Origin of the sequence: Methylocystis sp. MJC1, assembly GCF_026427715.1 — a bacterium.
GTDB lineage: Bacteria > Pseudomonadota > Alphaproteobacteria > Rhizobiales > Beijerinckiaceae > Methylocystis.
Genome location: NZ_CP107558.1, coordinates 3,684,173 through 3,709,925 on the forward strand (window position 1 = coordinate 3,684,173; position 25,753 = coordinate 3,709,925).

The following is a 25,753-nucleotide window of genomic DNA, read 5'->3' on the forward strand; positions in this document are numbered from 1 at the left end:
ATATCCCTTTGCGCTTATCCCAGCAGCCGCGCCACGTTCTGGAACCAGGTGACGAGATAAGACGGCAGGTAAAGGCCCGCGAGGAGCACGAGCGAAAGATGCGCGATCAGCGGTATGGGAGAGGCCGGCGCCTCTCCGGCGCTCTGCGACGGTTCGCCGAAAGCCATGCCGATGAGGCGCATCAACAGGGCGCCGAAGGCGACGAGAAGGCCCAGGACCAGCGGAACGGCCAGCCATGGCTGGCGCGCGAAGGCCGAGCTCACGACCAGAAACTCGCTCATGAAGACGCCGAGCGGCGGCATGCCGCAGATCGCCATCACGCCCACGACCAAGCTCCAGCCCAGGACGGGATGGCTCTGGGTCAGGCCCCTGATTTCGGCAATCTTCTGCGTGCCCTTGGCCTGAGCGATGTGGCCGACAGAAAAGAAGATCGCGGATTTGGTGAGGCTGTGCATCGCCATATGCAGCAGCCCGGCGAAATTGGCTACTGGGCCGCCGATTCCGAAAGCGAAGGCGATGATGCCCATGTGCTCGATCGACGAATAGGCGAAGAGCCGTTTGATGTCGTCGCGCCGGTAGAGCATGAAGGCCGCGAAGAGCACGGAAGCCAGGCCCAGCGCGATGAGCAGCGGCCCGGGCGTGATGGCGGCGGCGTTGGCCGTGAGCAGCATTTTGAAGCGCAGCACGGCATAGAGCGCAACATTCAGCAGCAGACCGGAAAGCACCGCCGATATGGGCGTCGGACCTTCGGCATGCGCGTCGGGAAGCCAGGCGTGCATGGGCGCGAGGCCGACTTTCGTCCCATAGCCGAGCATCAGGAAGACGAAGGCCACATTGAGCAGACGCGGGCTGAGATGAGTGGCGTGCTGCATGAGCGTGGACCAGAGCATGGCGTCATAGCCCTCGCCCAGGAACGGCTCCGCCGACATATAGACGAGGATCGTGCCAAAGAGCGCGAGCGCAATGCCGACGCTGCCGAGGATGAAATATTTCCAGGCGGCTTCGAGAGAGTCGCGCGTGCGATAAAGGCCGACCATGAGAACGGTGGTGAGCGTCGCGACTTCGACCGAGACCCACATGAGGCCGATGTTGCTGGCGAGAAGCGCCAGATTCATCGCGCACATGAGCGCCTGATACATCGCGTGGTAAAAGCGCAGATTGCCCGGCGTCAGCTTCCCCATCGCCATTTCATGCTCGATATAGCTCGCGCTGAAACCCGCCGTGGTGAAGCCGATCAGCGTCGACAGCACGACGAAGACGACGTTGAGATCGTCGACGGAGAGGAAGCTGCCGGCCTCGTGCCCCTTGGCGAGGAGCAAAAGCGCGAAAACGAAGGTTGCGCCTGACGCGGCCACATTGAGCTGGGCCGCTTTCTTGTATTCGGTCTGAAAGGCCAGGACGCCCGCCGCAACCGCCGGAATGGCGACGAGCGCGTTCGACACCATGAAAAATTCGGAAATCATCGGCGTTCTCCGCGCACGCGATCGAGTTCGTATAGATCCACCGTGTCGAAGCGTTCCCGGATGCGGAACAGGAAGATGCCGATCACGATAAAGGCGATGAGGATCGAGAAGGCGACGCTGATCTCGACGACGAGCGGCATGCCATTGGCGCCCGCGGCCGCCAGAACGAGCCCGTTCTCCAGCGACATGAAGCCGATGATCTGACTGACGGCGTTGCGCCGCGTGACCATCATCAACATGCCCAGAAGGACGATCGTCAGCGCGAAAGCCAGGTCCTCACGCGCGAAGGGGTCGGCGGTCGTGGTTGCGGGGAGCATGACGACGAGCGAAAGCCCCATCAGGAACATCCCGACGAGCATGGTCGCGCCGATGCCGCCGACGACTTCCACAGTGCGGTGGACGCGTAGGGCCTTGACGATTTTGTGCAGGCTGAAAGGAATGATGATCGCCTTGAAGACCAGGGCGATCGCCGCCGTCACAAAGAGATGCGGCGCCTCCTGCACATGGGCCTGCCAAGCGACTGACAAAGTCAGCACAAGGGCGTGCAGCGCGAAGATGTTGATGAGCCCGGTGAGGCGATCCTGGTAGAGCAGCATGAAGCTGACAAGCACCAGTCCGCCCGCGAGAAGCTGCGCGATGTCGAGAGACAGATGCCCTTGCATTACAGGCTCCGGGTGACAAAGACGAGGAGAGTGCCGAGAAGACCGAGCATCAGCGCCGCCCCAAGGAAGTCCGACACGCGGAAGACGCGCATCTTTGCGGTCGACACTTCGAAGAGCGCCAGTAGAAAGCCCGCGACGAAGATCTTCAGGACGTAGAAGGCGACGCCGTAGCCCATATCGGCAAGACTGCCATCCGGGTGCGCGATGCCGAAGGGGAAGAAGATGCAGCTGATGAGCGATACGTAGAGGAGAAGCTTGAGCGCGGAGGCCATTTCGATGATGGCGAGATGGCGCCCCGAATATTCGAGGATCATCGCCTCATGCACCATGGTGAGCTCGAGATGGGTGGCGGGATTATCGACTGGAATGCGCCCATTCTCCGCGATCGCGACGATGATGAGGCCGATCAGCGCGAAGAGCACGGAGACACGCAGCGCGAAATCCGACGCCATATAGGCGGCAACCTCGGAGAGCTGGGTCGAGCCGGCGATGAGCGAGACAATGAAGGCGATCATGATCGTCGCCGGCTCGGCGAGCGAACCGAACATCGTTTCGCGGCTCGAGCCGATGCCCCCGAAGCTCGTCCCCACATCCATGCCGGCGAGTGCCAGGAAGAAGCGGGCGGCGCCGAGCAAGGCGGTGAGCGCGATGAGATCGGCGATCCAACTGAACATCAGCCCGGTCGCGAAAGTCGGAACGAGCGACGCCGCCACCCATGTCGTCGCGAAGATGAGATAGGGGGCTGCGCGGTAGAGCCAGGAGGCGTCATGGGCGAGCACGACGTCCTTTCTCAGCAGGCGAATGAGATCATACCAGGGCTGCAAAAGCGGTGGCCCGCGCCGCCGCAGCAGTCGGGCTTTCACCTTGCGCGTGAATCCGATCAACACCGGCGCGAGCGCCAGCACCAGGGCCATTTGCGCCGCTTGCGAGAAGAGGTCGAAGAGAAAGGTCATAGCGCCACGAGGATGAGGAGAAAGACGAGGGCGGCGAAGACGAGGGCGACATATTCCTGGATCGACAGGAAGTTCACCACATTGAGCCGCCCCGAGCAGAACAGCACGGCCTTCGTCAGCGGTTCGTAGATGTAGTCGATGAAGCGGTCGCCGATCTCCACGGAGAAATGCGCGGCGCGCGTCTCTCCCGGAAGCGGCATGTCGAGCTTCTCGCGCACCGAGAAGGCGACGACGCCGAGCGCGCGACGGACGGGCTGGGCAAAGCTGCTCGCCGTATATTGGCTCGCGGGGGTCGGATCGACATAGCCGCAATCCCACGGCGGCGCCCGGCGCAACGGACGCGGCCAGATGGTTTTGATCGTCTGCGCCATCGCAAAGGCCGATAGGCCGATGAAAGCGAAGACGATCAGGCCGTTGTAGGAGCTGCGGCTCTCGGCGATGGGCGCGATTGTGAACCAGCCGATCTGGCTCTGCGCCGGCATACGGCCGCCGACAAATTCGGCCGCCGCGGGCGAGATCGTGTCGATCATGAAGCTCGGCGTAATCCCCGCCAGAAGGCAGAGAGAGATCAGCGCAAACATGGCGCGCAGCGACCATTGATCGGTCTCCTGCGCCTGCTCCGCGGCCGGCGAACGCGGGCGGCCAAGGAAGACGACGCCAAAGGCCCGCACATAGGCGCCGGCGCCCAGCGCCGCGCTCAGCGCCAGCGTCACGCCGACGGCCGGCGTGATCAGCTTCAAGATCCACTGCGGCAGCGAGGGGCTCAGAAGGATGGCCTGGAACACCAGCCACTCGGAGACGAAGCCGTTGAGCGGCGGCAGCGCGGCGATCGCCATGCAGCCCCCGAGAAAGACGAAGGCGGTTTTGGGCATCGAGCGGATCAGGCCGCCGAGCTTTTCGATGTTCTTCTCGCCCGTCGCGCCGAGGACGGCGCCAGCGCCGAAGAAGAGCGTGCTCTTGAACAAAGCGTGGTTGAAGACATGGAACAGCGCCGCGGTGAAGGCCAGCGCCGCGGGCAGCGCCTGGCCGTTGGCCTTGAAAGCCAGCGCCAGTCCGAGCGCGACGAAGATGATGCCGATGTTTTCAATGGTGCTGTAGGCGAGAAGCTTCTTAAGATCGCTCTGAACCGTCGCGAACAGCACGCCGATCAGGGCGCTCGCCGCGCCGAACACCAGCGGGTGAATGCTCCACCAGAAAGCGGGCGGGCCCAGAAGATCGAAAGCCATACGAATGAAGCCGTAAATGGCCACCTTCGTCATGACGCCGCTCATCAGCGCCGAGACATGGCTCGGCGCGGCGGGATGAGCGAGCGGCAGCCAGATATGCAGCGGAACGAGTCCCGCCTTGGAGCCGGCCCCGAGGATGACGAGGGCGAGGACGAGGCCGGATTTCCAGGCGTCCTTAGGAACGCCACGGATCGTGTCGAAGTCATAGGCGCCGGTCGCGCCGCCAAGAACGCCGAAGGCCATGAGCAGGCACAGCGTGCCGAAGCTCGCCATGAGCAGATAAATGTAGGCGGCGGCGCGGTTTTCGGCGTGATCGTGGTGGGAAATGACCAGCGCCCAGGACGAGAGCGACATGAACTCCCAGGCGACGAGGAAGGTGAAGGCGTCGTCGGCCATCACAACGCCGTTCATGCCGGCGATAAAGGCCGGGAAGAACGGCAGCACGCGCATCGGGCTCTTCTCATGCGCCCCATAACCGATCGCATAGGCGCTCGCCGCCGCGCCGCCGAGATTGACGACCGCAAGGAAGAACGCGCTCAGCGCATCTATGCGAAAGCGCATGCCGATCCAGGGCAAGCCCAGGGGCAGCGTCGTCTGCAAGGCATGCGCGCCCCTCGGGACGATGACCGCGAGAAAAATCACCGCGCATAATCCGCCTGTGAGCCCGTAAACGAGCCGCGTCACGTCCGCGCGGTCCTTGAAGCGGATCGAGGCCACGCCGACGCCGACCAAGGCGCCCACGCAGAGAAGGGCAAGATAAAGCGGCATTTATGTTCCTTGAATGATTCGGCCGGGAGCCTTCCCTGAATAGACGGCCGCGGGCGGCGGCTGTCTATCCAGGGAGCGTCTCACCCCGGCGACATTTCCGCCGGAATGGGGCGCGGCGCTTTGTCGCCCTTATGCCGGGCGCTTGCGCGGCGCCAGGGGATGGTCCGAGGTCGGGACGAGCTGGTCGAGCCCGCGGATTTCCGCATGGCCGCCCTTGTTATGGTAGTCCTCGCAGAAATGATGGAGATTTTCCATCACCGTGTGGTCGACGGTCGCCGTTTCGGAGAGATCGAAGAAAACCTTCTTGCCCGGCGGGATAGAGGTAAGGTCGTTCTTGAGCGCAAGATAATTGCCGAAGAAGGCCGCGCCCTTCACCTGCACATGGTAGACGCCGGGCGACGTCTCCTCGATCGAGCGGTCGAGCTTGATCACATCAGCCCAAGGGATGCTGCGCCAGAAATGGAAGGCCAGCTCCGCCAGCACGCCGATGGCGACGCCAATGAGAAGGTCGGTCGCGAGCACGCCGACGATGGTGATGACGAAGACGCCCAGCTGGTCCCAGCCGATCGCCAGAGTTTTCTTGAACTCGCGCGGCGACGCCAGCCGATAGCCCGTGAAGACCAGGAGCGCCGCCAGCGAGGCGAGCGGGATCTCGTGGATCAGCTTCGGGAAAAGGGCGACGAAGACGAGCAGGAAGAGCCCGTGGAAGAAATTGGCCCAGCCCGTTTTCGCGCCATTGTTGACGTTGGCTGAGCTACGGACGATTTCCGCGATCATCGGCAAGCCGCCAATCAGACCGCAGATAGCGTTGCCGACGCCCACCGCCGCGATATCGCGGTTGAGATCGGACGTGCGCTTGTAGGGGTCGAGCTTGTCGACCGCGGCGGCGCTCAGCAGGCTTTCGAGACTGCCGACGAGGGCGATGGTGACGACCTGCTGCCAGAAGACGAGATGGCCGACGAGCGCGAAATCGGGCGCGGCGAAGCCCGCCAGGAAATTCTCCGGCAAGGTGACGAGGAACTTCGGGCCGATCGTGAATTCATGATGCGGCAGGAAGACCATGTCCGGCAGGAAGAGGTATTTGTGCTCATCCTCGATGTCGAAATATTTGCCGAGGGCCATGCCGAGCAAGACGACGAGCAAAGGCGCCGGGATCATCTTGAGCTTGGGATTTCCAACGAAGGTCCACAGCGCCAGAATGCCCAGACCCAGAAAGCCGATGACCGCGACCTCTGGATTCATATCCCTCAAGCTTGCCGGGATGGCGCCGATGGTCTGGAACAGCGTCTGCGCATCGGGCTTCACGCCGAGCATGACGTGAATCTGCTTGGCCATGATGATGATGCCGATCGCCGCCAGCATGCCGTGCACGGCCGAAGACGGGAAGAAGGCGCTCATCTTGCCGGCCTTCATCACGCCCATGAGAATCTGCAGCAGGGAGGCGAAGAAGATCGCAGCGAGCGTATAGCGATAGCCCGCCATGGCGTTGCCGTCGCCGAGCTCCCCCACTGAATCGAGGATCACGACGATCAGGCCGGCCGCCGGCCCCATGATGGTGACGTAGGAGCCGTTGACGCGGGAAACCAGAAGCCCGCCCACGATGGCGCTGATGATGCCCGCCTGAGGCGGAAAGCCAGAGGCCATGGCGATGCCGAGGCACAAGGGCAAGGCGATCAGGAACACAAGGAAGCCCGATATGATGTCGGAGCGCCAGCTTTCGAAAAGCCCGGCGAACCCTGACTTGGGCGGCGAGGTGTCATAAGCTGGCGTGGAGATCGTCATCGTCTGTTATCCTCGAACTGGAGATGAAGACCGGGAAGAGCGATGGCGCCGCCTCCCGAGAGGCGGCGAAGGCATTTTCGGCGCCGAAGACGCCCTCGCTCTTTTTCTGGAGGGGCTACGGGCGCCGGAGCGCCGCTCTCGGACCGGGCGCGATTATATTGCAGGCTTCTTGCTATTTCATTAGGCAGAGCCGGAGATTCGTACAAAAGGAAAACCGCGCCGGCCTTTTGCTGCGCCTAAGTCACGCCTCATTCGCTCTCCTCGAATGGCCTTGAAGGGCTCAGCTACACTTGCAAGCGGCTGTTTCCATAATTTTTCGCAGTGCGGAAAAATGTTTCCGCTTCATGTCGGTAAAACGAACGCGCCCGCGGAAGCCCGGACAATCGCGGTGCGACACGCTATAGCCATGAAAAACAGGCACACACGGACGGAGGCGCTTGGGAGCATGAGCAATCGCAGTTCGGTCCTCCTTGTCGAAGATGACGCGGAAATCGCGGAGTTGATCTCGAGATATCTCGAAAATAACGGCATGGCCGTCACGCACATCCCCAATGGCGAGACTGTCGACGCCAAATTGGCCGCCGGCCACTTCGACATCCTCATCCTCGACCTCAACCTGCCGGGGGAGGATGGTCTTTCCATTTGCAGGCGGGTCCGAGCAGCGCACGACATCCCGATCATCATCGTCACCGCCCAGGGGGAGGACGTCGACAAGATCCTCGGGCTCGAGATGGGCGCGGACGATTATGTGGTTAAGCCCTTCAACTCCCGCGAATTGCTCGCGCGCATCCGAGCCGTGCTGCGGCGCAGCGGGCCGCAAAGCCGAGTCGAGGCCGGCCCATCGAACCAGATCTTTCAGTTTCTTGGCTGGCGCATTAACCTTCTCGCCCGGGAGGTCGTCTCGCCCAGCGGCATGAAGGTCGCCATGACCGGCGCCGAATTCGACCTGTTGCACGCCTTTTGCGAAAACCCGAACCGGGTGCTGACCCGCGATCAGCTCATCAACATGACCCACGGCCCCACGGCCGGACCATTCGAGAGAAGCATCGACGTGCTGATCAGCCGGCTCAGACAGAAGCTCGAGAAGGATCCTAAAAACCCCGCCATCATCCAGACGGTCAGGTCAGAGGGCTATATGCTCTCGGCGCCAGTTGCGCGAATATGACGGTCAGCAGCCTCTTGCGACGCCTTGCCCCGGACCGTCTAGCCGGTCAGATCACGCTGCTTATCCTCGTCTCGATCGTGACCTTCCAGACCGTCGTCCTGGTCACTTTCCATGTGCTGGACGTCGAGGGCCGGCGCCACATCGTCGATCAGACGGATTTCATCGCGAGCGTCGTTCTTGCGCTGGACGCGGCTCCGGCCGAGGCGCGTCAAGGGTTGCTCTCCGAATTCGCACACGCCGCGCCCTTCGCGAATATCCATTTGCAGCAGGAGAAGCCTCGGGCGGTCACGGCGGACGATAGGGAGTTCCGAAACGAAATCCGCCTTATACGGACGGACTTGTGGCCGGAGGCCGACGTTTACGCCGCCGCGCCGCCCAATGACGGCGGCTCGCCAGGCGTTATGGCTGTCGGGCTCCGCAAGGGCGGCTATGCGCTCATCTCCATTACCCAGCACCGCAAGCCGCCGCGCTCGGTGTGGCGATGGCTCTGGGAGCCTGAGCCCGGCACGCCCTTCCTGCTGACGCCCTGGGCGCTTTCGGCCATCCTGTTTTTCCTCAGCACCTCTGTTCTCGTGCTGTGGGCGTCGAACGGCATTGTCGAGCCGTTGATTACCTTGGCGCGGCATGCCGAGCAATTCCCCGGCGCGCGCGACAGCCAAGGCGCGCTCCCCGAGCGCGGTCCGAGTGAAGTGCGGGAGCTGACGCGCTCGATCAACCGAATGCAGGAACGCATCGGCGCCATGATCGTGGCGCGGACCCGCGTGCTGGCGGCCGTCAGCCACGATCTGAGAACCATCATCACGCGGCTGAATTTGAGAACCGAATTTATCTCCGACGGCGATCTGCGCACCAAAATGCTGCACGACGTCGACCTCATGGACGCCATGCTGCGTAAGAACCTGCAGTATCTGCGCGCAGAAAGCGATAAAACGGATTATTCCCTGATCGACCTCGACAGTGTTCTGCAGACCGTCGTGGATCAATTTGTGGATATGAATTACGCAGTGTCCTACTCGGGCGGCGGACGCCAGATGATGATCGGCTCCCTGACCGACATGCAGCGCGTCTTCACGAATCTCCTGGAAAACGCCGTCCATCACGCCGACGCCGTCGAGGTCAGGATCGACGAGTCGCTCCCCGGCAAGCTCGAGGTCGACGTCATCGACGACGGGCCCGGCATAGCGCCGGACCAGAAGTCAACCGTGTTCGAACCCTTCGTTCGCGGCGAGCCCGGGCGCACAATGGACAGCCACAGCGGATTCGGGCTCGGCCTGTCGATCGTCCGTTCGCTCGTCGAACGTCACGGCGGGACAGTCGCTTTGCTCGACCGGGAACCCAATGGGCTGATTGTCCGCGTCACACTTCCGCGCGCCAGCGGCGAAGAAGCTTAGACGGCAGGAACGGCTCCTCGCCGTTCCTGCCGGCGCTTCAGATTCCCTGACCTTTGCCACGGGAAGAACCCGACGAGCCGCTCGGGGCGGTCGAACCGCTCGAGCCCCCCTGATTGAGATCTTGCGAACTCGAGCCCGGGCTGGTGGAAGTCGAGCCCTTCTTCTGCATCGACTTGCTGCTGCCAAAGGTGTCGTTGGTCGAGCTCTTGGTATGGTGGCGATAATGATGCTTCGAATAGCATCCATGCGCCAAAGCCGAAGTGGGAGCCCAAGCCAGTATTGGCGCAACCAGCGCCGCTGCAAGCAATTTCCTGTTCATCGTCTCCTCCACGGATATTCCGGCGCTGCCGGAACACGGGCAAGTAAGCGTGTCCGCCCTTTGGGCAAGCGAAGCGCTGACTCGCATTATTTCCGATTTATTGCTGCGCGAGCTTGATGGCGCAGCAGACGTCGAGCGCGGCGATGGCGCCGATGGTCAGAGCGGCGAAGCCACTCGCTCGCTGCACGGTTTCGTCTTTGGAGCTCAACTGGGGCGCCACCGCCGCCATATCGAGCACATCGCCGGCGGCGCGCGCCCAGAGCCAGGGCGCCGGTCGACCTGAGAGAAGTATCCCGAGACCAGCAGCCATCTCACGCAGCCCATAAGTCTGGAGCAGAGACGAACGCTTTCTCGAGCCCGAACGGCGCTGCGAGTCGTTTTGGCGCGATCGCCTCGAGCAAGCCCAAACCAAGCGAAAACCAACCAAGGCCATTGGCGAGCATTCGCGTCGAGGGCGAGATTGCTTCGGCTCCAACCTGTTTCATCTCTTGTCCTTTCCGTCGATCGGACATCAGCTTTTGCCCACTATCTGGAACCGGCGCCTTCTTCAGACAGTCTCGAAATCCGCAATAGTTTTAGCCATGGCGGAGCTCGCTCGCTCTGTTCCGCCGCGCTAGCTGATCCGAGGCGTATCGCTTCGGTCGGCGAGCGCGCGGGCAACGAGCGCCGCATGGCGGAAACTCAAACGATAAAAGCGCAACGGTCGCAGGCGGAGGCGCCGTCCCGCGTAACAGTCGCGCGCCGCTTCATGCGCCGTCGACCCCTGGCCATTTTGCTTGGGGCGAGCGCCATCCTCGTGCTGGCGGCCATCGGCTATGTCTATTGGGAGCACTCTTCGCATTTTGAAAGCACGGACGACGCCTTCATCGACGCGCGGCAATATTCGATCGCGCCGAAAGTAGGCGGCTATGTCACCGCCGTCGACGTGACGGATAACCAGCATGTCGACGCGGGCGCCGTCATCGCGCAAATCGAGCAACGTGACTATCGCATCGCATTAGCCGACGCTGAGGCCCAACTCACCGCGGCGGAAGCAAGAGTGCAAAATCTCAACGCCCAGATCGCCGCCGAGCAAGCGCAGGCCGGCGCCTCTCGCGCTCAAGTGAAGCAGTCGCGTGCCGCCTTGCGCTTCGCCCAGCAGGAGGCCGCGCGCTCACGAGCGTTGGCGCAACGCGGTTTTGGCACGGCGCAACGGGAGGAGCAAACCTCTTCGGCGCTTCAGCAAGAACAGGCCCGCGGCCAAAGCGCCACCGAGACCGTCGAGGCGGCGAATGCGACAGTTCAGTCCCTCAAAGCACAGCGCAAGAGCGCCGAGGCCAGCGCTGCGCAAGCGAAGGCGCAAGTGGATCGCGCCAAGCTCAATCTCTCCTATACGGTCGTCACCGTGGCGGAGCCGGGGCGCGTCGTGCGTCTGACCGCCGCTGTCGGCGCGCTTGCGCAGCCAGGAACAAGTCTCTGCATGTTCGTGCCGGACAATGTCTGGGTGACGGCCAATTTCAAAGAGACGCAGCTGGACCAGATGCGGCCCGGCCAGCCGGCCGAGGTACGGATCGACGCCTATCCCGACCGTGACGTGAATGGAAGCGTCGTCAGCATACAGCCCGGGTCCGGCACCGCCTTCTCGCTTCTTCCAGCGGAGAACGCCACGGGAAACTATGTGAAGATCGTCCAGCGCGTGCCTGTAAAGATCGTGATGCACGATCCACCCAAGGATGTCTCGCTCGGTCCCGGCATGTCGGTCGTGCCGACGGTCCGCGTCAACGCCGCGCCGTCGGTCTACGAGCGGATAAGCGCGAGCTTATGACCTCCGCATCGATAGCAGCCGGAAAGCCCAATCCATGGTTGATCGCGGTCGTCGTGTCGGTCGCAACCTTCATGGAAGTGCTCGACACCACGATCGCCAATGTCGCTTTGCCCTATATCGCGGGCGGCATGGCTGTGTCGTCCGACGAGGCGACATGGGTCGTCACAACTTATCTCGTCGCCAATGCGGTCATCCTGACGGCGAGCAGCCATCTGGCGAAGGCGCTCGGACGCAAGAGGTTCTTTCTCATTTGTCTCGCCCTCTTCACAACCAGCTCGATCCTGTGCGGCCTCTCCTGGGACATACGTTCGCTGCTGTTTTTTCGTATCCTGCAAGGGCTCGGCGGCGGCGGCATGGTGCCGGTGTCGCAATCCATTCTCGCTGATGCCTTCCCTCCCGAAAAGCGTGGCCAAGGCTTCTCGCTCTTCGGCATCGCCGTCGTCGTCGCGCCGGTGATCGGGCCGACGCTCGGGGGCTGGCTGTCGGACAATTTCTCCTGGCATTGGTGCTTTCTCATCAACGGCCCGATCGGACTGATGTCGATTGCGCTCGTCACCGCCGTGGTGCAGGAGACGGAGACGCCGCGCGATCTCCCGCGTTTCGATTTATTGGGTTTTCTCCTCGTCTCGACCTTTCTGGGGTCGCTCGAGGTCGTGCTGGATCGCGGCGAGATAGAAGACTGGTTTGCGTCAGGCTTTATTCTGACCTTTTCAGCCATCGGCGGCCTTGCCTTCACCCTCATGATCCCCTGGGAGGTGAGCCATAAAAATCCCGTGGTCGATATCCGAATGATCGCCACACGGCAGTTCGGTTCCTGCTTTTTCGTGATGTTGGCGATCGGCGCGATCCTCATTGCGACGACGCAGATGTTGCCTCAAATGCTGCAGCTCAGTTTCGGCTACACAGCCATGCTGGCGGGCCTCGTGTTATCGCCCGGCGGGCTCGTCACCATGGCGATGATGCTGGTGGTCGGTCGTCTCTCGGGCCGCGTGCAACCAAAATATCTGATCATGACCGGCGCCGCGATCGTCGCCGCCTCCATGTATAATCTTACCTCGCTCTATGCCGATCTCGACTTCTGGTTCTTCGCCCGTTCGCGAATTTATATCGGCGTCGGCCTTCCCCTCATTTTCATACCCATTACGACCGCCTCTTATGAGGGCGTCCCGCCGGGAAAGACCGACCAGGCGTCAGCGATGATAAATGTCGCGCGCAATGTGGGGGGATCGATCGGCGTGTCGATCGCGCAAAATGTTCTTGCGCATCGCGAGCAGTTTCACATGAGCCGTCTCGTCGAAACGACCATTCCCTCGACGATCCAATACCAGGAGGCGCTCAAGCGTGCGCAGGACTATTTCCTTTCCGCCGGCAGCTCGGCCTCGCAAGCCCAAAGACAGGCTATGCAATGGATTGGCCGCCAGATCGCAACACAATCTTCCCTGCTCGCTTACATCGACGTCTTTGCGACGCTCATGGTCCTCGCCCTCCTGGTGATTCCGCTGTCGCTGATTTTGCGGCGCAGCCGCGCCGGCGCGAAAGCCGCCGTCGCACATTGACGCGCGTCAGCGTTTGAGCACGGAGAATTTGCCGTTCGGCTCCAGCATCAGACGGCGCGCCTCCGTCTCCTTCTCCAGGCCCTGCATACGTAACGCAACGCCGAGGTCGTTGCGGCTGACGCCCTGCCGAAGAAGAATCCGCTCCTTTACAATCCCATCTTCCAGAAGCGGCACAGGAGCGCCTTCCACCAGCCAGGACATGCGCGGGAACAGGACCGTCAAGCGCGCCAGGCTCCAATGCAAGGCGACGAGAAGCGTCGTGGCCGCGAGCGTTCCCCTTAGCGGCGCTCCGCCGGTCAGCGCCCGGCTGAGGTTCGATCCCGCCATGACGGAGACGATCGCATCGAGCGCCGACCATTTCGCGAAAACGCGACGGCCCGAGAGGCGGATGACCGCAAGACCATAAAAGAAGATCAGGGCCGCCCGCGCGCATTCCTGCGTAGCTGAGACGTTGTTTTGCGTTCCGAAAATATCGTCGAGCGTCATCGCCTCACTCCGAGTGATGCCCGAATAAATAGCGCCGGCGCGGCGCAATTCCTGCCGCCGCGCCATGCTGACGCGGGCTACTCAGGCCGCCTTTGCGTCAAGGGGCGCTACGTCCAGACCCCGGAAGATGGCGCAGCGCTGGAAGGCGCTCAGATCAGGCGGCGCATTCTTCTGGTGGCAGAATTTGGCGACGAGCTTGGCGAGGCCCTTGATGTCGCGGCCTGTCGCCTGTGGGAAGACGCGCACCAGATCGTCGATCAGCGCGTCGTCGATCGCAAGGCCGAACTGCTCCGCCATGACCCGCCATATGCGGCGCTTGGCGTCGGCGTCGGGCGGATAATAGCGGATGAGCGCGATGCAGCGCGAGACGATCGCCTCGTCTATGTCGTCGACGCGGTTGGTCGTGAGAAACAGCAGCCCGTTGAAATATTCGAGCACCCGCAGGAAGACGCCGACGACCGCATTCATCGCCATATTGTCGTCGCGTCGCTTGATATAGACGTCCGCCTCATCGATCAGCATCACCGCGCCCCAACGCTGCGCGCGGGTGAGAATTTCCTTCAGCGAGGCTTCCATCGCCGCGACATTGAGGCCGAGCTGGCCCGAGTGCACGCGGTAGAGCGGACGCTGGATGATCTCGGAATAGACCTCCGCGGTCAGCGTCTTGCCGACGCCGGGCGGCCCGGCGCAGAGCACGGTGGTGCCGCCCGACTTACCCTGCACGATGTCGTCCATCAGCACGTCCATTTCGGCCGTGAGAATGTCGATAAGATCGGTCTGCTCGGGCGGCAGGACGAGCTTTTGCTTCAGCGCCGGTTGATATTGATAGGGCCGCATCTCGTCGACATGTACCCAGAGATGGTGATGCAGGTCGAGGTGGAACATGAGTATGTAAGGATGCACCGGGATGCGCGTGAAAAGCCCTTCCGGGATCTGCGCGCGCAATTCGGCGATTTCATCCTCAGCCGCAAAACGATTGCTCTTGCCGGCCTTGCGCAGGAAATGCCCGAGAATGTCGCCGGGCGCCTCCAGCGTGAGGCTGCGGTTCGTCAGCACGCCCTCGTCATTCACGAGCCGCGCCTCGCCGCCGCTCGTCGAGAGAACGATAATGTCCTTGCGCGCCCAATCGGTGTCGCGATGGGTGGCGTTGGGGTCTTCCGCGTGGAAGCCGACGCCCTTGCCGCTGAACTGCTGGCCGTAACGGCCGCGCCATTCGAAATAGGTTTCCGTCGAGGACTCGAAAGCCTCGATCAACTCCGCCGTCTCACGCAGGAAACCCCTGGCCGCCAATATTTCGCTGATCGTTCGCCCGACGATATCGGCCACCATGATGCGGATGACGTTCGACTGCAGCGTTCCCTTGGCGTTGGCCTTCAGCTCGATGAGGATCTTGCCCGCCTCGTCGTTGGAAGCCGGCACATAATCGATCCGCATGATGAGATAGGGCAGCGGCTTCGACGCGATGCTCGCCGTAAAGAGCCAGCCATGGATCGGATCGGTCGTCAGATAACGCACCAGCGCCGGAAGGACGTCCTCGAGCTCGCCGTTCTGGAAGCGCTTGTCCTGCGAGACCAGCGCGGCGCGCAGCGTGGAAAGCTGCGCCGCGCGGGCGCGCAGCTCGGGACCGGACTCCTTGTAGCGCTCTTCGAGAAAATCCAGCTCCTCGCTCGTAAGATGGCTGAGGTCGACCTCGACTCTGTCGCTGAAGCGCAATTGACTCGCGAGCCCCGCCTGCGCCGGAAAGCGCGCCATCAAGGCTTCGACATGATTTCTTTCGATTTCGATATTCATGGCCGGCGCCGCTCTTCGGGATAGGGAGGAAGGGTCAAAATGCGCGTGTCTTCGACGGCCCCGCCGACCGTGAAGTGATAGACGTCCTGGAATTGCGTTTCGCCCGCGGCGAGGCCAAGCATGGCGTGGACCTCGTCGTCGAAGAAGCAGCCGATGCCTGTGCCGGCGAGCCCGGCGGCCGTCGCCCAGAGATAGAAAACCTGTCCGATCAGCCCCGCCTCCCAATGGAGGCGGCGATAGGCGAAGGCGCCTTCCTCTGCGAGCGCGCGGTCGAAATCGGCGATCATCGCGACGGCGAAACAGCCCTTGCCGGCGATCGGCTGAAGGCAGGCGAATTTCGTCGCCTCGCGTTCATGCGCGCCGGCGCGCAAGCGAAAGAGCGGAACGCCGACGAGATCGACAGGCGCCCAGTCGAAATCGGCGTGGCTGGCCGCGCGCAGCCGCGCCGCCATCTCCCCGTCGCGCGCGAGGAGATACAGGCCCGGCTCCAGCCCCTCGACGCGATGGACGTAAAAAACGAGCGACAAGCGCGGCGGAAAAGGAAAAGCGCTCATCAGCGGCTCGGCGCCGGGCAGCGTCGCGGCGAGCGTGAGGCGGAAGGTTTCGAGCGGCAGGGTGGAGGCGCCATCCATGCGCTGGACGCTGCGGCGCCGACGCACCACCTCGCCGATCGCCGGGCCATCGATCGACGGGGCCGGCAGCGTGGGCGGCGGCTCCGGCGCGGTCGAGGCCGCCTTGTGGCAAAGACGGACAGCGCGATCGACGAGCGGCCAGCCGTCGTGATCCTCGCTGAGCCGATTGGCGGCGCCGTGGAATGCGCGCGGCTTCAGCAGCAAGCCGCCAAGGTCGATTGCAGGCGGCGGCGCGCCGTAGGTCGCGATCCACAGCAAGAGGTCGGGGTGTTCTTCCTCGCGCCGATGAAAGGCGTCGCTTCGATCAAGACCTATCAAAGTGGCGATGTCTTCATCGGCGAGCGCTGCGAAAACATGCGCGCGCCAGCCGAGTCCCGCGCTGGCTTGAGCGGCGGCGCCGACGGCGTGCCCCGCATCGAGCTGGCAATAGCGATAGGCGCGCTCGCCATATTTCCAGCACTCACGCCAGGGAACGGCGCTGAGCGCCAGAAGGAAGCCGCCGCCGGGGACCGCTTCCGCCGCCTCGTAACGCGCGCGCTCTTCGAGGCCATGTTCGAGGGGCGCATAATGATAGAGCCCGGCCGTCTCGCTCACGCCCTCAAGCGCATTCGCCAGAATGTAAGCTTCGGTCGGATGCAGGTTGCCGGACGACGGATTGTTACGCACCGCCCAAGTCGACCCTTCCGCGGTCTTCCAAGCGCTGAGGCCGAAGGCGAGCTCGAGGAAGAGGCCGAGCGCGGCGGCGTCGAGGGGCGCCGGGTCGCGCGCCGGACCGGGGAAAGACGTCTCCGGCCCGTGGCGCAACGGCAACTCGATCAGCCGCGCGCCTTCGAAGCGCCGGAAGGGCGAAGGCTGCGAGGTCCAATCCAGAAAGGCCGGGCCCAGCGCATAACGGTTGGGCGCGTGCTTGGTGCGGACATGATAACCGCGAATATCGGAGGGAAGCGTGTCGGAATAAGCGTTCATCGCGGACGCCGGTTCTGCTGGGCACGAAACTTGTTCTGCATCGCGCGCGGTTCTCTCGTGAAGAGGCGAACCTCTTATTCAAGAAGGGCGCCCGGCCGAGGGGAGCGCTGGCGACGCTGGGAAATCAATAGATTAGATATCCGCCGGCCAGGGAGGCGGCACCCGCTATGTCGGAAAGTTTCAGCCTTGTCATCGATCGTCACGGCGCGTTTGGCGTTTTAGCGACATTGCGCATCGCCGCGCAGCCGGCGCGGCGCTTCACGTTGCAGGAGGCGGCGATCGTGGCGCGCGCGCTCGAAGCGGTGGCGCAGGGCGTCAGCGGTGAACGGCAAATTTACATGAGCCCGATCGCCAGCGACCATGACTTCGAGGCAAGCGTCGAAAAGGACGGGGTTATCGTCCGCGCCTCGGGCTGCGCGGAGGCGCGTCTCAGCTGGCCGGAGACCCTTGCTCTGGCGGAGCAACTCAGAGAAGCGTCATCCGGCTAGAAAGCGCCTGAAAGCGGCGTCTCTCGGATAACTTCCAAAACGGCGCGGGCCGCCGCTACCGTCGGCCCGCGCCGGCGCCGTTATCGACAAAGCTCGCGATAGCGTTGGCAGTTGCCCATGCCTTCTTCGCCGAGTTCGCGCTTGTACATGCAGGCGCGACGAAGCTCGCGGCAATTGGCGCCAGATCCCCAGTGACCGCCACGATAATATTGACTATGCACGAGCTGCAGGAGTGACGCGTCGTCGCTTCCCGCCTCACTCGGAGCCGCCGCCGCAGGCAAGGTCAAGAAAGCCGCCGTACATATTGCAAGGATGTAAGAGCGCATAGGCTTCTCCTATTCAACAGTCGATCCGCTCGCCGCGCGAGCGGATGACCACTAACCACTATGGGAAGCCCTTGTTCCTTCAGCCTCAAGCGCGGGATTTGAACTGACGCTGGCACGCCCGCGAGAGCTCGCGCATATGCGTCTTGAGGCATTTTTCCACGGCGATCGCGTCGGGCTCCGCCTCCGCGCAGAGTTTGTGAGAGTCGCGTTCACACGCCGAGCGCTGTTTTTTCGTGCCCTGGGCGAGCGCTGGATCCAAGGCGACGAGACCCAATAGAACGGAGAACAAGACAAGCTTGCGCATGGCGGTCGATCCCCTGTTGGAGCCGGAGGGCAACCCTTTAAAAGGGCGCTACGGACGAAACTGGGGCGCGGTCGCAGCGTATCAAGCTGGGCGCGTGGTGGGCGGCTGCTTGCCCGTGGTCAATCGCGATGCAAACTCCGAAGCCGACAGAGCTTCACGCGCCCGCCAGAACCGTCGGCTTGCCAACGGCAGCCGGCGTTTTTCGACTGATTGTCGTAAAGATGCACTTCGGCGCGATGCTTTCGATCGAAGGTCTGGTGCGAGAAATCATGCCCGCCGACGTAAACGTTTTTGCCGAAACGAACCTCGCCAAACGCGGAGCCGCAGAGCGCCACGGCTACGGCGAGCGCTGATGCGATGATCACTTTGCGGCTCATGCTTTCCTGTCCTTTCGACGATCCGACGAGCACAACTCTATCACAGCCGCGTCGGCGTCGTCCCTGACCGCGTGGGCAAGCGGGGAGCGGGCAAATTTCCCTGCCCTCGTAGGGTTTTTCTCCGTGTTCGGGCGCGGTCTCCTTTGGTCATGATCCGCCTTGCACGCCATCCAAGGGAGAAAATGCCGTGGCGCAAGTGAGATTCGATGACAGCAATATCCGCTGGCAACGCTTTGGAGACGTCGAGCATTTATGGCTTTCCGTACTCGACTCGGATGCCAAGAACAGAATCGTGCAGGTGCTTTTCAAATTCGCGGCAAACCAGCAGATCGTGCTGCATCGGCACAAAACCACGAACAAAACTTTCGTTATCCAGGGAGAGCACCGTCTGTATCATCCCGACGGGCGACTCAAAGAAATCCGGCCTACCGGGCGCTACACTGTGAGCCCGCCGAACGACGATCCTCACCGCGAAGGCGGGGGCGATCAGGACGTAGTGGTGATGTTCACGATCTATGGCGAAAACGACGCGCTTTACGAACTCCTCGACGATCAAATGAACGTCATCGCGTCGATTTCCATCGACGATTTCGCGAAGCTGACGGCCTGACCGGCGTGCGAGCGCCCTCGAACACGTTCGAGGGCGCTCGCAGGAAGCTAGCAACGATTGTAGGCCGCTTCGACCGCCGCAATATCGAGCTTCGCCATGGTCATCATCGCCTCCATAGCGCGCTTGGCGCCGGCTTTATCAGGGCCGTTGATCAGCTCAACGACCCGAGAGGGAGCGATCTGCCACGAAAGACCATAGCGATCCTTGAGCCAGCCGCAGCGGCTATAGGAACCGCCCTCTCCGAGCTTTTCCCATAAACGATCGACCTCCGCCTGATCGGCGCAGTCCGCCGAAAGCGAAATTGCTTCGGTGAACTTAAATATTGGTCCGCCGTTCAAGGCTAGATATTCGACGCCGGCAAGTTGGAACGTCACCATCAAGACCGACCCCGGCTTGCCGGGGCCGGCCTCGTTATAACGCGCGACGTCTATCACGCGGGAATCTGGGAAGAGCGAGACGTAGAAGTTCGCCGCTTCTTCGGCCTCGTGATCGAACCAGAGACAGGTTCTCACCTTTTGCGCCATTCACGCCTCCACCGCCAAAGTAAATCGCGTCACGCGATGACGATCACATTCCAGAGCACGCCGAAACGATCCTCCACCATGCCGAAGCGCGGCGCGAAGAAGGTCTTGCCGAGCGGCATTCTCGTTTGGCCTTCATCCGCGAGCGCGGCGAATATGCGATCGGCCTCGGCGGCGTCTTTCGCCGTGTAGGTCAGGCTGAACCCCTTGAACCCGGCGTCATCCGGGCCGCATCCATCGGATATGCTCAGGTTGGAGCCGCCAACATTCAGATTGGCGTGCATGACCTTTTCATCCCAGCCCGGCGCGATGCAGCCTGGCGGAGCGGGCTCGGGACTCTCCTTGAAGCGCAAAAGCATCGTGAGCTCTGCGCCGAGCGCCTTTTGATAATAGGCGAGCGCCTCGTCGGCGCGGCCCGCGAAATAGAGATAAGGATTGATCGCCATGACATTGTCTCCTTGCTCAAAAACATAAGTAGGTTTTACCATTTCCGTTTGAACAGCTCGCTGGGGGCTTGTCATTCCCGACGGGCCGAAGGCCCGGTCGGGAATCCAGAGCCACATAAGCGCAGGTTTTGCTCTGGATTCCCGATCGCTCACTTTGCGAGCGTCGGGAATGACACCGAACCAATCAAACGGATCTCGTATTAAACCGCGGCGGGTCGAGCCGAAGCCCCTTCACCGTGGTCAATTGCTCTCTTGCGCGAGCTGCGTCGAATGTCGCGCCAGATATTCGAATGCGCCCGTCCAACCGTGTTCGTGCGAACATGCGGATTCCACTGTGGCGAGGCCAGCATGGATGAAGATCATGTCAGTCTTGCCGTCGCGCTCGTTGAGAACGACGGTGACCCTTGTGTTCGCCTGCGGCTCGATGCTGTTGCGCTCCCATCGATGGGTGAAGACGAGGCGCGAAGGTTTTTCAATTTCGACATATTCGCCGCAATGGATGAAGTCTTCGCCCTCGGGCGAGCGCATGCCGGACCGCCACCTGCCGCCGATGCGCAGTTCATTCTCGGCGAAAAGCACGTTGAAATTGGCCGGGCACATCCACCGGAGCAAATGGTCGGCTTCCGTCCATGCTTTCCATACCAAAAGTCGTGGCGCATCGAAGGTGCGATGCATGACGAGCGTGTAGCCGTTGCCTTCTTCTCCGGTCACGCGCGCCAATCCCTCGAGGATGCTCTCCCATCCGGCGCGCACACTGGCGTTGATCGATATCCATTCCGGCAAGAGGCGATGAGTGAGCGTCAAGAGGCTTCCCGCGCCGTCGGCTTCTATCTCCACTGTAACGAGACTGCTCGGGCCATCCCTGTCATTGGCGAAAGTGAAGACGATCCGACGGGGGCGAACGATCTCCCGATATTCGCCGAAATGCGTTGCAAGGCGCTCGCCGCGCTGCTCGTGAATCGCAAAACCGCCGCCGACGCGCGCGTCTATCTCAACGTGGGTGGACACGCCCCCTGGAGTGGCGAATAGCCACGCGCCGATTGCTTTCGGATCGAACCAGGCGTCGAAGACGATCTCGGGCGGCGCCGCGAAGCGTCGCGAAACGACGAGCGTCGAAAAAACATCATCAGTTGCGAGGTCCATTGGGATCGCCTTTCTGCAATTCCTTCAAATAGGCGTCGAGCCGGTCGAAGCTTTGGTCCCAGAAACGCCGATAGCTCTCGAGCCACCCGGCAAGATCGCGCAGCGGCGCCGCCTCGAGCCGGCAAGGCCGCAACTGCGCCTTGCGACCGCGGCTGATGAGCCCCGCCTGCTCCAGCACCTTCAAATGTTTTGAGATGGCCGGCTGGCTGATCGCAAAGGGCGCTGCAAGCTCGTTGACCGACGCCTCGCCCTGGGCGAGGCGCGCGAGGATCGCCCGGCGGGTCGGGTCGGCAAGCGCGGAGAGCGTTTGGCTGAGCTGGTCCTGCATATTCTTAGCCAGTTATATAACTTATAAGTTATTAATAAACCGGTTTCCCTGCCGCGTCAACTGCGCCCAGTCGATCGGCGCAAGGAAAGTTGCCGCCTGCAGCGCCGGACAGGAACGAAGACAACAAGGGCGGGTTAGGCGTTGGGGGCTCGCTGTCACGGAGCAATCGAGATGAGGCCTGTCATCGCTACGAGCGTGTTTCTTGCGCTTGCCCTGCCAGGGGCGGCCTTTGCGCAATCCACGCAGACTCCAACGCGCGAAGCGCCAACGACCGGCGCGCGAACGACCCAATCGCAGCGTGTCACCACGCAGGAGTTTCTGAACAAGGCATGGAACATCAATAATTTTGAGATCCAGGCAGGCCAGGAGGCCGAGAACAAGGCGCAGCAGGCCGATTTCAAAGATTTTGCCAAGATGGTCGTCAATGATCACCAGAAGATGCAGGACGAGCTGAGATCCATCATGAGGAGCACGCGCGGCGCGGAGCTTCCGAACGCCGCCGACGCCGAGCACAGCCAGAAGCTCAAGCAACTTTCCTCGGCGACGGGCGCAGCCTTCGACCGCGAATTCCGGACCCAGCAGATCCAGGGCCATCAGGAAGCAATCCGCTTCTTCCAGGATTACGCGGCCTCGGCGGATAATCCGGACCTGAAAAACTTCGCGCAAAACTCCGTGGCGATCCTCGAACGCCATCTGCAGCGCGCCGAGTCGCTCAAGAGGCCGGAAGGCGTCATGTAAGAGCTCCGAAATCGGGCGTTTGGCGAAGGCGGGTCGGCGACGGCCCGCCTTTCTGCCTAAGGCGCGCAACCGCGCGACCCTTCTAAAGCGTTGCAAGATATTAACGTTTTTTCACCCAACTTTGCACCGGGTCGACCGTTACGTTCGAGGCCTGTTGAGCAAGCGTAACGGAGTAATGAAAAATGAAGACGGGAAAAATCGCCGCCATCGCGATGATCGCGACGGCGATGGGCGGTTCGGCGTTCGCCGCCGACCTTCCCTCGCGCAAGGCGCCGCCGCCGGCCTATGTCCCGCCGCCCCCGCCTCCGGTGATGACCTGGACCGGCTTCTACGGCGGCCTCAACCTCGGCGGCGGCTGGAGCGCCAACAGAGCCAATCCGAACAACTACACACTGTATGGCAGCCCGGTGAACGGCGCCACTTACCTCCTGCCAGGCAACACGAAGGGCGGCAGCTCGACTGCGGGCGTCGTCGGCGGCGGCCAGCTCGGCTACAATTATCAGATTGGCTCATTCGTGCTGGGCGCCGAGACTGATTTCCAGGGCACGAGCATGCGCTCCGGCGGCAACGCCAATACGGCGCTCTATCCCGATCCAGCCGGGGCCAACGCGTTCCTGGTTCCGCTGGCGCCTGGCGGCAACCCCGGCGTTGCCCTAAACTGGTTCGGCACGGTGCGCGGCCGGGCCGGCCTCCTGGTCGCGCCGACCCTGCTGGTCTATGGCACGGGCGGCTTCGCCTATGGCAATGTTCAGAGCCAGTTCACCGGCTCCAGCAACACCCGTACGGGTTGGACGGCCGGCGGCGGCGCCGAATGGATGTTCATGCCGAACTGGTCGGCCAAGGGCGAGTATCTCTTCACCGACCTCAGCAGCGGCGGCGCACAGAGCTCGTTGGGCAACACCCTGGGCAACACTTCGGTCAATCGCCCTCACCCCCAATACAATGTCGTGCGTGCCGGCGTGAACTATCACTTCAACCTCGGCGGCGCTCCCTCCTTGAACTCCTACTGAAGCGCTTCGGTCCTTCCGCGAAAGGAATGCCCGGCCCTGGCGGCCGGGCGTTTTCGTTTAAAGCGGTTTCTTTCCAAAGAAGCTTATAGCCGGCGGCGAACAAGCTCGCGCGTTCCTTCAGTGCGACTCCTCGAACAAGGCGTCGATCCTGTTCCACAAGGCGTCGACGCTCTTCCTCGGGACCAAGAGAGGTTTTGCCGATTCTATGGTCGCGCGTAGTGCTGGAAGTCATTGAAGGCGCGCGGCCTGCAGACGTTCCTGAGCGTCCATCTTTGGCCGTTCCACACCGGCTTCATGCAGTCGAAGCATTTCATCGACTGCGATTCATCACCTCCCCATGGGCATGTGTCGGCGCGCGCAGCCGCGGGGACAGCCAGGCTAAGACCCACGGCGCAAGCAAAGGTCAATGCAAAAAAATGCGTTGGTTTTGTCATTTTATTTGCTCCTTCCAACGGCTCGGCGCGGCTATCTGTCGAATGACGGTTACGACGCCACTCTTCAAGAAAAGCGCGCTGTCTCATTCGTTCAAGGAGCAGTCTCTCTTAAAAGATTTTTAGTCTGGCTCAGAAGAGATCACCAATCGACCTGCGTTCGGACGAGAAAGGTGTTGGGATGCGCGCCATTGAGATAAGGGCGATCCCAAGGCGCGGACAAGCGGACGACCCGAGTCCAGTTGAACATCAAACGGAAGCCGGGATCGGGGTACCAATTCATGCCGAGAGTGATGTCCTCTTCGCGTCCGCCGAGCACGCCCGAATTTGCGACGGCGTTCCGCATCGCGGCATTGCCCGTTGCGGCGGAGATGGCGAGGAGGTTGGCGAAGGTCGCGCCCTGGAATGGCCCGTTGTTCAGATTGATCGCGCTGTAGCGCGCCAATACTTCCCAGGCGCCGATCCCCCCGGCGCTTACGGGGTTCTTGATATTGATCTGCCGAAAATTCGCGGGGTCTGCGCGCGAGACCTGATAGGTCTCGGCGCGCGATTCCCCGGTCAGGAACAGCGAGGCAAAGGCATAGAGACCGTGGAACTTGAGCCGGTCCCCGCCCGGCGCATAGGGGCCGGCGGCGTTGCCCGCGAGAAGTCCGACCCTGTTCGCCGCCAATATGGCGCCTGCGCGCCTCTGATAGTCCGCGCCGAGATATTCCGCCTGGACGCTGAATGGCCCATAGGCGCCGGCGAATTCGGCCCCATAGCTCACGACATTCTTGACGCATCGCCCGGCGATGACGGGCCCGCTCAAATTCGGGCCCGGCGTCGCGCCGCAGGAAAGATCCTGCGTTCCGAGTAGATTTTCCTTCAAGACATTCGACTCCATCGCCGTGTTCGAACCGGGCGCGAGAGCGCGGTCGTCGTTGATGGCTGTCGAGCTGTTTGGCTGGTGGTAGCGCCCGGAGAGGCCGAAATGAAGAAGGCGGTCGGCCTCCATAACAAGCGCATATGTGGCGCGGCCAGCGACGTCGAAATATTGCGAGCCGCCGGTCGAGACCCATCCCGCTTTGCTGTTCACCCACGCAGGGACGCCGACCGCCGCAGTCGGCGTCAGCGCCCTATCCTCCAGGCTCGTGGAGAACAGGCCGCCTTTGACGCTCCAATTGCCGCCATGGAGAAGAGCGCCCACGCCAATGTGGCGCGCCGGGCCGAAAACCTCGGTGGCGAGCGAGCGCTCGATAAATGAGGTGAAGTTTTTGGAGTTGGTGCGTTCGAGCCCCATCGGCTCATAGAAATTTCCAACCTGCAGGCCAAGCGGCTCTTTTGCGAAGGGAAACGACAAGAGCGGGTGTTTGAGGAGAATATAGGCGTCTCGCAAGCCGCCGAGCGCGCCGACGAGCGCCGTGTTGTTGCCTGCGAAGTCATATTGGAACCGGTATTCCCAGATCTTCGCAACCTTGCCTTCGACCTGCAGGCGCGCCTGGTTGATTCCCACCAGCTCGCTGTATCCCCGCTCGGGTAGCGTCGAGCCGCCGCCGTCGACGAGCACGCGACCGCCGAGGTGGAAGCTGTAATCATGATCCGGCGTTTCGACCGTCAGGCCACTACGGACATTAACGAGAATGGGCAGAGGAGCCGGCTTTTGGCCCTCGGTCGGCGCAGCTGTAGGTTTCGCGGCTTGGATCCGGGGCTTTGCTGCGGCCTGCGGCGGATTTCGACGGCCGATCTTGGACTCGAGCCTCTGCAACTGCTCCTTGAGTAGCCGATTCGCTTCTTCGACCTGAGCGATGCGCGCCTTCAGCAGGCGGATATCGGCGTCGTCGGCTGCTTTTGCGTTTCTGACGCTCGGCCAGAGAGCGACCGCGGCGACGCCCAGGACGAGATACGCTTTGCGGCTACCGCACATGCCTTGTTCCCCTGCTCCGACCTTCGGAATTATTGCCAGTATATGTCTAAACTTATTCTGTGTAGCAAACTTTCACTCGAGCCTTTCCAAGTCGAGCTTAGACTCAGATCAGATTGCCTATTCCAGAAGCCGATCATTGAACCATTGCGATTGAAGTTTAGCCG

Annotated in this window: 26 protein-coding genes; 9 read left to right on the forward strand and 17 right to left on the reverse strand. The window is 62.1% G+C overall.

Going from position 1 to position 25,753, the window contains the following annotated elements:
- Positions 1 to 14 precede the first annotated feature (14 nt).
- The 5 genes from OGR47_RS17685 to OGR47_RS17705 form a co-directional block, all read right to left on the reverse strand.
- Complete coding sequence (locus OGR47_RS17685; RefSeq protein ID WP_165054163.1) at positions 15 to 1,463, reverse strand: hydrogenase 4 subunit F; 1,449 nt, start codon at positions 1,461 to 1,463, stop codon at positions 15 to 17.
- Entirely contained in the window at positions 1,460 to 2,125 is a 666-nt protein-coding gene (locus tag OGR47_RS17690; RefSeq protein ID WP_165054162.1) for a hydrogenase-4 component E, read from the reverse strand. Before OGR47_RS17690 ends, OGR47_RS17685 begins: the two co-directional genes overlap by 4 nt.
- Entirely contained in the window at positions 2,125 to 3,078 is a 954-nt protein-coding gene (locus OGR47_RS17695; protein WP_165054161.1) for a respiratory chain complex I subunit 1 family protein, read from the reverse strand. Before OGR47_RS17695 ends, OGR47_RS17690 begins: the two co-directional genes overlap by 1 nt.
- Entirely contained in the window at positions 3,075 to 5,072 is a 1,998-nt protein-coding gene (hyfB, locus tag OGR47_RS17700) for a hydrogenase 4 subunit B (RefSeq protein ID WP_165054160.1), read from the reverse strand. The genes OGR47_RS17695 and hyfB overlap by 4 nt, the downstream gene beginning before the upstream one ends.
- Positions 5,073 to 5,201: 129 nt before the next feature.
- Positions 5,202 to 6,854, reverse strand: coding sequence for a SulP family inorganic anion transporter (locus OGR47_RS17705; protein WP_165054159.1), 1,653 nt, complete (start codon positions 6,852 to 6,854; stop codon positions 5,202 to 5,204).
- A gap of 445 nt (positions 6,855 to 7,299) precedes the next feature.
- Here OGR47_RS17705 and OGR47_RS17710 point away from each other — a divergent pair, with 445 nt between their 5' ends.
- A complete protein-coding gene (locus OGR47_RS17710) occupies positions 7,300 to 8,019 on the forward strand; it encodes a response regulator (protein ID WP_165054158.1) in 720 nt (239 codons plus the stop codon).
- Positions 8,016 to 9,410, forward strand: a complete 1,395-nt coding sequence (locus OGR47_RS17715) for an ATP-binding protein (RefSeq protein ID WP_165054156.1) — start codon at positions 8,016 to 8,018, stop codon at positions 9,408 to 9,410. The genes OGR47_RS17710 and OGR47_RS17715 overlap by 4 nt, the downstream gene beginning before the upstream one ends.
- Before the next feature lie 416 nt (positions 9,411 to 9,826).
- Here OGR47_RS17715 and OGR47_RS17720 read toward each other — a convergent pair whose 3' ends face one another.
- Complete coding sequence (locus OGR47_RS17720; RefSeq protein ID WP_165054153.1) at positions 9,827 to 10,039, reverse strand: hypothetical protein; 213 nt, start codon at positions 10,037 to 10,039, stop codon at positions 9,827 to 9,829.
- Between the two features lie 360 nt (positions 10,040 to 10,399).
- Here OGR47_RS17720 and OGR47_RS17725 point away from each other — a divergent pair, with 360 nt between their 5' ends.
- Both OGR47_RS17725 and OGR47_RS17730 read left to right on the forward strand, forming a co-directional pair.
- Positions 10,400 to 11,533 carry an HlyD family secretion protein gene (locus tag OGR47_RS17725; protein ID WP_165054150.1) on the forward strand — a complete coding sequence of 378 codons (1,134 nt, stop codon included), beginning with the start codon at positions 10,400 to 10,402 and terminating at the stop codon, positions 11,531 to 11,533.
- A complete protein-coding gene (locus OGR47_RS17730) occupies positions 11,530 to 13,089 on the forward strand; it encodes a DHA2 family efflux MFS transporter permease subunit (RefSeq protein ID WP_165054147.1) in 1,560 nt (519 codons plus the stop codon). Before OGR47_RS17725 ends, OGR47_RS17730 begins: the two co-directional genes overlap by 4 nt.
- A 6-nt stretch (positions 13,090 to 13,095) precedes the next feature.
- Here the strand turns inward: OGR47_RS17730 and OGR47_RS17735 are convergent, their stop codons facing one another.
- The 3 genes from OGR47_RS17735 to OGR47_RS17745 all read right to left on the reverse strand — a co-directional run bounded on the left by OGR47_RS17735 (position 13,096) and on the right by OGR47_RS17745 (position 16,964).
- Positions 13,096 to 13,575, reverse strand: coding sequence for a DUF421 domain-containing protein (locus tag OGR47_RS17735; protein WP_165054145.1), 480 nt, complete (start codon positions 13,573 to 13,575; stop codon positions 13,096 to 13,098).
- Between the two features lie 81 nt (positions 13,576 to 13,656).
- A complete protein-coding gene (locus tag OGR47_RS17740; protein WP_165054142.1) occupies positions 13,657 to 15,366 on the reverse strand; it encodes an AAA family ATPase in 1,710 nt (569 codons plus the stop codon).
- The gene (locus OGR47_RS17745) at positions 15,363 to 16,964 is read right to left on the reverse strand and encodes a SagB/ThcOx family dehydrogenase (RefSeq protein WP_165054139.1); all 1,602 of its coding nucleotides are present in this window, start codon (positions 16,962 to 16,964) and stop codon (positions 15,363 to 15,365) included. Before OGR47_RS17745 ends, OGR47_RS17740 begins: the two co-directional genes overlap by 4 nt.
- Before the next feature lie 167 nt (positions 16,965 to 17,131).
- Between OGR47_RS17745 and OGR47_RS17750 the strand changes: the two genes are divergently transcribed.
- Positions 17,132 to 17,452 (forward strand): hypothetical protein, encoded by a 321-nt coding sequence (locus tag OGR47_RS17750; protein ID WP_165054137.1) that lies wholly within the window; start codon positions 17,132 to 17,134, stop codon positions 17,450 to 17,452.
- Between the two features lie 80 nt (positions 17,453 to 17,532).
- Here OGR47_RS17750 and OGR47_RS17755 read toward each other — a convergent pair whose 3' ends face one another.
- From OGR47_RS17755 to OGR47_RS17765, 3 genes are all read right to left on the reverse strand, one after another.
- Positions 17,533 to 17,778, reverse strand: a complete 246-nt coding sequence (locus OGR47_RS17755; RefSeq protein WP_165054135.1) for a hypothetical protein — start codon at positions 17,776 to 17,778, stop codon at positions 17,533 to 17,535.
- Positions 17,779 to 17,863: 85 nt separating this feature from the next.
- The gene (locus OGR47_RS17760; protein ID WP_165054134.1) at positions 17,864 to 18,082 is read right to left on the reverse strand and encodes a hypothetical protein; all 219 of its coding nucleotides are present in this window, start codon (positions 18,080 to 18,082) and stop codon (positions 17,864 to 17,866) included.
- Between the two features lie 119 nt (positions 18,083 to 18,201).
- Positions 18,202 to 18,459, reverse strand: a complete 258-nt coding sequence (locus OGR47_RS17765; protein ID WP_165054132.1) for a hypothetical protein — start codon at positions 18,457 to 18,459, stop codon at positions 18,202 to 18,204.
- A 187-nt stretch (positions 18,460 to 18,646) separates the two neighbouring features.
- Here OGR47_RS17765 and OGR47_RS17770 point away from each other — a divergent pair, with 187 nt between their 5' ends.
- Positions 18,647 to 19,069 (forward strand): cupin domain-containing protein, encoded by a 423-nt coding sequence (locus OGR47_RS17770; protein WP_165054130.1) that lies wholly within the window; start codon positions 18,647 to 18,649, stop codon positions 19,067 to 19,069.
- A 47-nt stretch (positions 19,070 to 19,116) separates the two neighbouring features.
- Here the strand turns inward: OGR47_RS17770 and OGR47_RS17775 are convergent, their stop codons facing one another.
- The 4 genes from OGR47_RS17775 to OGR47_RS17790 form a co-directional block, all read right to left on the reverse strand.
- Complete coding sequence (locus OGR47_RS17775; RefSeq protein WP_165054128.1) at positions 19,117 to 19,593, reverse strand: VOC family protein; 477 nt, start codon at positions 19,591 to 19,593, stop codon at positions 19,117 to 19,119.
- 29 nt (positions 19,594 to 19,622) lie between these two features.
- Positions 19,623 to 20,036, reverse strand: a complete 414-nt coding sequence (locus OGR47_RS17780) for a VOC family protein (protein ID WP_165054125.1) — start codon at positions 20,034 to 20,036, stop codon at positions 19,623 to 19,625.
- Between the two features lie 240 nt (positions 20,037 to 20,276).
- Entirely contained in the window at positions 20,277 to 21,179 is a 903-nt protein-coding gene (locus OGR47_RS17785) for an SRPBCC family protein (protein ID WP_165054122.1), read from the reverse strand.
- The gene (locus OGR47_RS17790; protein WP_165054119.1) at positions 21,163 to 21,507 is read right to left on the reverse strand and encodes an ArsR/SmtB family transcription factor; all 345 of its coding nucleotides are present in this window, start codon (positions 21,505 to 21,507) and stop codon (positions 21,163 to 21,165) included. The genes OGR47_RS17785 and OGR47_RS17790 overlap by 17 nt, the downstream gene beginning before the upstream one ends.
- 171 nt (positions 21,508 to 21,678) lie before the next feature.
- Here OGR47_RS17790 and OGR47_RS17795 point away from each other — a divergent pair, with 171 nt between their 5' ends.
- The 3 genes from OGR47_RS17795 (at position 21,679) to OGR47_RS17805 (ending at position 23,735) form a co-directional block, all read left to right on the forward strand.
- On the forward strand, positions 21,679 to 22,245 hold the full coding sequence (locus tag OGR47_RS17795; RefSeq protein WP_165054116.1) for a DUF4142 domain-containing protein: 567 nt from the start codon (positions 21,679 to 21,681) through the stop codon (positions 22,243 to 22,245).
- A 182-nt stretch (positions 22,246 to 22,427) separates the two neighbouring features.
- Positions 22,428 to 23,255 carry an outer membrane protein gene (locus OGR47_RS17800; protein WP_165054113.1) on the forward strand — a complete coding sequence of 276 codons (828 nt, stop codon included), beginning with the start codon at positions 22,428 to 22,430 and terminating at the stop codon, positions 23,253 to 23,255.
- A gap of 231 nt (positions 23,256 to 23,486) precedes the next feature.
- The gene (locus OGR47_RS17805) at positions 23,487 to 23,735 is read left to right on the forward strand and encodes a hypothetical protein (protein WP_216697930.1); all 249 of its coding nucleotides are present in this window, start codon (positions 23,487 to 23,489) and stop codon (positions 23,733 to 23,735) included.
- Between the two features lie 93 nt (positions 23,736 to 23,828).
- Here OGR47_RS17805 and OGR47_RS17810 read toward each other — a convergent pair whose 3' ends face one another.
- A complete protein-coding gene (locus tag OGR47_RS17810) occupies positions 23,829 to 25,589 on the reverse strand; it encodes an OprO/OprP family phosphate-selective porin (protein WP_165054111.1) in 1,761 nt (586 codons plus the stop codon).
- Between the last annotated feature and the right edge of the window lie 164 nt (positions 25,590 to 25,753).